General features: G+C 65.6%; 4 protein-coding genes and 1 tRNA gene. 1 reads left to right on the forward strand and 4 read right to left on the reverse strand.

Annotated elements, in window-relative coordinates:
- Window positions 1–49: 49 nt before the first annotated feature.
- Both BEN49_RS12475 and BEN49_RS12480 read right to left on the reverse strand, forming a co-directional pair.
- Entirely contained in the window at window positions 50–724 is a 675-nt protein-coding gene (locus tag BEN49_RS12475; protein WP_070743914.1) for a GNAT family N-acetyltransferase, read from the reverse strand.
- 51 nt (window positions 725–775) lie between these two features.
- A complete protein-coding gene (locus BEN49_RS12480; RefSeq protein ID WP_070743916.1) occupies window positions 776–1,000 on the reverse strand; it encodes a hypothetical protein in 225 nt (74 codons plus the stop codon).
- Window positions 1,001–1,144: 144 nt separating this feature from the next.
- Between BEN49_RS12480 and BEN49_RS12485 the strand changes: the two genes are divergently transcribed.
- Window positions 1,145–1,217: transfer RNA gene (locus tag BEN49_RS12485), tRNA-Gly, on the forward strand.
- Between the two features lie 211 nt (window positions 1,218–1,428).
- On the opposite strand, the gene BEN49_RS12490 is transcribed toward BEN49_RS12485, so the two are convergent.
- Together BEN49_RS12490 and BEN49_RS12495 are read right to left on the reverse strand one after the other, a co-directional pair.
- Window positions 1,429–2,679, reverse strand: coding sequence for a PQQ-dependent sugar dehydrogenase (locus BEN49_RS12490; protein ID WP_125916822.1), 1,251 nt, complete (start codon window positions 2,677–2,679; stop codon window positions 1,429–1,431).
- Between the two features lie 320 nt (window positions 2,680–2,999).
- Window positions 3,000–3,602 (reverse strand): DNA-3-methyladenine glycosylase, encoded by a 603-nt coding sequence (locus BEN49_RS12495; protein WP_070743920.1) that lies wholly within the window; start codon window positions 3,600–3,602, stop codon window positions 3,000–3,002.
- Window positions 3,603–3,710: the final 108 nt, after the last annotated feature.

The following is a 3,710-nucleotide window of genomic DNA, read 5'->3' on the forward strand; positions in this document are numbered from 1 at the left end:
ATGCTTCCTTCGTCAGCATGACAGCACCCATTTAAGTAGCTCTAACACGTCATGCTGCGCTGCGCTCGGCATGACGTTCCTGTAAGTGATTTTGGGGCCGCGAAGGCCCGGGCGATGACCCAAACGAGCAGCAGCACGGCCAGGATTTGGCAGCCGCGGCCGATGTACTCGCCCGTGCGGGTGTGGCGAGGCCTTTGCGCAGGATCAAGTCGCGGTCCACGGTTTGGCCCATCTGGAAGTCGTGGGCCCCTATTTCGCGAAAGCCGAACCGCTGGTAGAACGCCAGGGCGCGGGCATTTTTTTCCCACACGCCCAGTACCACGGCCGAGCAGTGCAGCTCGTCGGCCAGGGCCAGCACGGCGCGCATTAGGGCCGCGCCCAGGCCGGTACCGAGCCAGTCTTCGGCCACGTAGAGGCGCTCAATTTCGAGGCGGCCGGCGGGGGCCTCCTCGCCTTCAGGCAGGCCCAGGGCCGAGGGTTCGCGCAATTTAGCGTAGCCCACCAGGGCCCCCTGCATGTGGGCCAGCAGGAAGGTATTGGCCGAATCCTGGAGCTCGGCCAGCTGCTGCTCGGGCCCGAAGGTTTTGGCCAGGAACGCGGACATGTCGGCGGGGGCGGTGGTAGCGGCGAAGGTATCCTGAAAGGTTTGGCGGCCCAGGTCGGCCAGTTGGGCGGCGGTGGTGGCGTTGGCCTTGGCCAGCGCAATGCGGAGGGGAGACGACATAAGGGCAGCAAAGGTGGGGCCCCGCCGGCCAACCGGGCCCCGGGGCACGGGCTAAAGGATGGTTTTTTTGGCCGGGCCGTCGGCCAGCCGGCCGCCGCGCACCAGCTGGCGGCCGTAGCGCACCAGCAGGCCGGCCCCCACCAGGCCCAGCAGGTACAGCAACACCAAGCCCACTTCCAGCCCGCCCTCAATGCCCTCCAGCGACCACGCATAGGCCGCAATAGCCAGCCGAATCAGCTGGGCCAGCCCCAGCAGAATACCGGTCCAGAGAAACATCCACCCCAGGAGGCGGCGGGTACCGGGCGAAAGAGGAGCAGCGGCCATACGTGGGTTTCATACGCCACCCGCCGCGGCCGGGTTTTTCGCGGCCGCGCTTGCCGATTGGCCCCGGCGGCGTACTTTTGCCTTACCAAACACCCCGCGAGAGTAGCTCAGTTGGTAGAGCATCAGCTTCCCAAGCTGAGGGTCGCGAGTTCGAACCTCGTTTCTCGCTCATTGATTAACAGCCACTTATCTGCAAAGATGGGTGGCTGTTCTGGTTTTGGGACAGTGCAGTGGCTTACTTTAATTATTGCCAGCGCTTCGTTTTGATTCTCTTCCGACAGCTGCCTCGCTGTCCAAAGCAAGCTTTCGCACAGCTGAGTGCGTCAGAACAGTAAGATTTTGTGCTCTCATCAACACGCCTGATCAGAAGTCCTAATCTTCTACTCCACGCTGAGCGGCTTGGTGGCGGTGCCGGCGGCGGTGGCCACGGCCACTAAGTAGCGGCCGGTGGGCAGGCCGGTGAGGTCGAGGGTGGCGGTGAGGCCGGCCACGGACTGCTCGCGCAGGCGGCGGCCCAGCATATCGCAGATGGTGACGTGGGCCCCCGGGGCGGGCAGCGTGAGGCTGGCCTGCTGGTGGGCGGGGTTGGGGAAAATATCGAACTTGACGGCCGCGGCGTTGCGGTTGGCGGTGGGCATGTAGGCCCGGTTTTCGAGCACCAGGATGCGGTCGTCGGTGGCGCCGGGGGTGCCGCGGCCGTCGCGGTTGCTGGTGCCCACGTACACCCGGCCGTCGGGCGATACGCACAGGCTGCGCAGGCGGCCAAAGTCCTTCAGGAACTCGTTGCGGGCGGTGATGGTGGCGCCGGTGGCGTCCAGGGGCAGCTGCACGAGGCGGCGGCCGCCCAGGGCCGCCACCAGCAGGCTGCCGCGCCAACCCGGAATGGCGGGGTGGTCGTAGTACTTGAGGGCGGCCGGGGCGATGGTGGGCGTCCAGGTGGTAAGGGGCTCGCGCACGTTGTTGGCGGCGCAGAAGGCGGCCTCGGCGGGCAGGTTGCAGAGGCCTTCCACGGTGGGCCAGCCGTAGTTGCGGCCCACCTCAATCTTGTTGATTTCGTCGTCGTTGTTGGGGCCGTGCTCCGAGCTGTAGAGGCGGCCGTCGGCCAGCTGCACCAGGCCCTGGGGGTTTCGGTGGCCCAGCGTGTACACGTAGCTGCCGGGCGCGGGGTTATCGGCCGGAATGCTGCCATCGAGGTTCAGGCGCAGGATTTTGCCGTTCAGCGAAGCCCGGCTCTGGGCTTCGGGCTGCTGCTGGGCATCGCCGGTGGTCATCAGCAGGGTGCGGTCGGGCAGGATGATTAGGCGCGAGCCGCTGTGCGTGGTGGTGGCCGCAATGCCGCCCAGCAGCACCAGCGGGTCGCCCAGCGTGCCGGCTGCGGCGGCGTAGGTGAGGCGCACCAGCTTCTCTTTCAGGGCCCCCTGCTCGGTGTAGTTGTACACCACGTACACGTAGGGCTGGGTGGCAAAATCGGGGTGCAGCACCATGCCCAGCAGGCCGCTCTCGTTGTTCTGCGTCACGTCGGCGATGGTGAGCAGCGGCAGCACCGCCCCGGTGTTGGGGTTGATGCGGCTGATGCGCCCGGCGCGCTCGGTGGCCCAAATGAAGTTGTCGGGCCCCAAACCAGTTCCCAAAGCGTGGCCAGCCCGGGCGTCAGCTCCGATACCGTGACGGTAGCCGTACCCACCGTAAACGTGGCCAGCGCCGGCGCCTGGGCCCGGGCGGCCAACACATTTCCGGCCAGCAGGGCAGTAAGCAACGATTTTTTCATCAGTAAATGACAACGAATAAGGAAATAATAATCCTTTCGGCGTCAAATATATACACCCTGCCGATTACATGTACGCTTTACCCGGAATTATACCTTGGGCGGCTGCGCAGTGCGCCCAGCCGCGCCGCCGGGCCGCGGCCAGCTAGGGGCCCCATAAATAACCAATTGCCCCACCCCGGGGCCCTACTTGGCGGGGCTGGTCCACTTGCTACCGACGATGCGGAAGCGCCAAGGCAGCGCCGCGGCCTCCGCACCGGCGTAGGCCAGGCCCACGCGGGCGCTGGCCAGCACGTCGGCGTCGGGCACCGTTTCGCCGTGGTCTTCGAACCACAATACGTTGCCATCCAGGGCCGTACCGCTGAGGGCGGGCGTGATGCCCAGGGCCTGGGTGAGCACCCCGGGGCCCGCGGTGAGGGACCGGGCGGGGGCCCCCAGGCCGCGGCGGCCAAGCATTTCCTCGATACCCACCAGGGGCTCGATGGCCCGGATCAAGACCGTATCGGGGTGGGTGGCGTCGTGGGTGGCGATGTTGAACAGGGCGTGGCGGGCGTACACGCTGTAGATGTAGGCGTGGCCGCCGGGTACGTATAAGGCACTGGCCTGCTGGCGCTTGCGTTGCAGGTGCATCGTCATCGAGTTATCGCCCTCGTGGCGATAGGCCTCGGTTTCGACCACCCGGCCGGCGGTTATCACGCCGTTCAGGTTGGTGTACAGGTGCTTGCCCAGCAGCTCGCGGGCAATTTGCAGCACGTCGGGCCGCTGGTAAAAATCCAAGCTTAGCTTCATACCGCTTCCATACGGCTGGGAAGTGCCGGGAGTAAGGAGCTAGTTAAAAATTACAAGGGAAGGGTAGAGCGTCACTCATCCGCCTTTCTACCTCGACTTAATGACGCT

This window comes from Hymenobacter coccineus, from assembly GCF_001816125.1.
Classification (GTDB): Bacteria; Bacteroidota; Bacteroidia; order Cytophagales; family Hymenobacteraceae; genus Hymenobacter; species Hymenobacter coccineus.

What these genes read in the sequence shown, in the direction of transcription:
- BEN49_RS12475 (WP_070743914.1), bottom strand. Translation starts at nt 724, where the DNA reads ATGTCGTCTCCCCTCCGCATTGCGCTGGCCAAGGCCAACGCCACCACC.
- BEN49_RS12480 (WP_070743916.1), bottom strand. Translation starts at nt 1,000, where the DNA reads ATGTTTCTCTGGACCGGTATTCTGCTGGGGCTGGCCCAGCTGATTCGG.
- BEN49_RS12495 (WP_070743920.1), bottom strand. Translation starts at nt 3,602, where the DNA reads ATGAAGCTAAGCTTGGATTTTTACCAGCGGCCCGACGTGCTGCAAATT.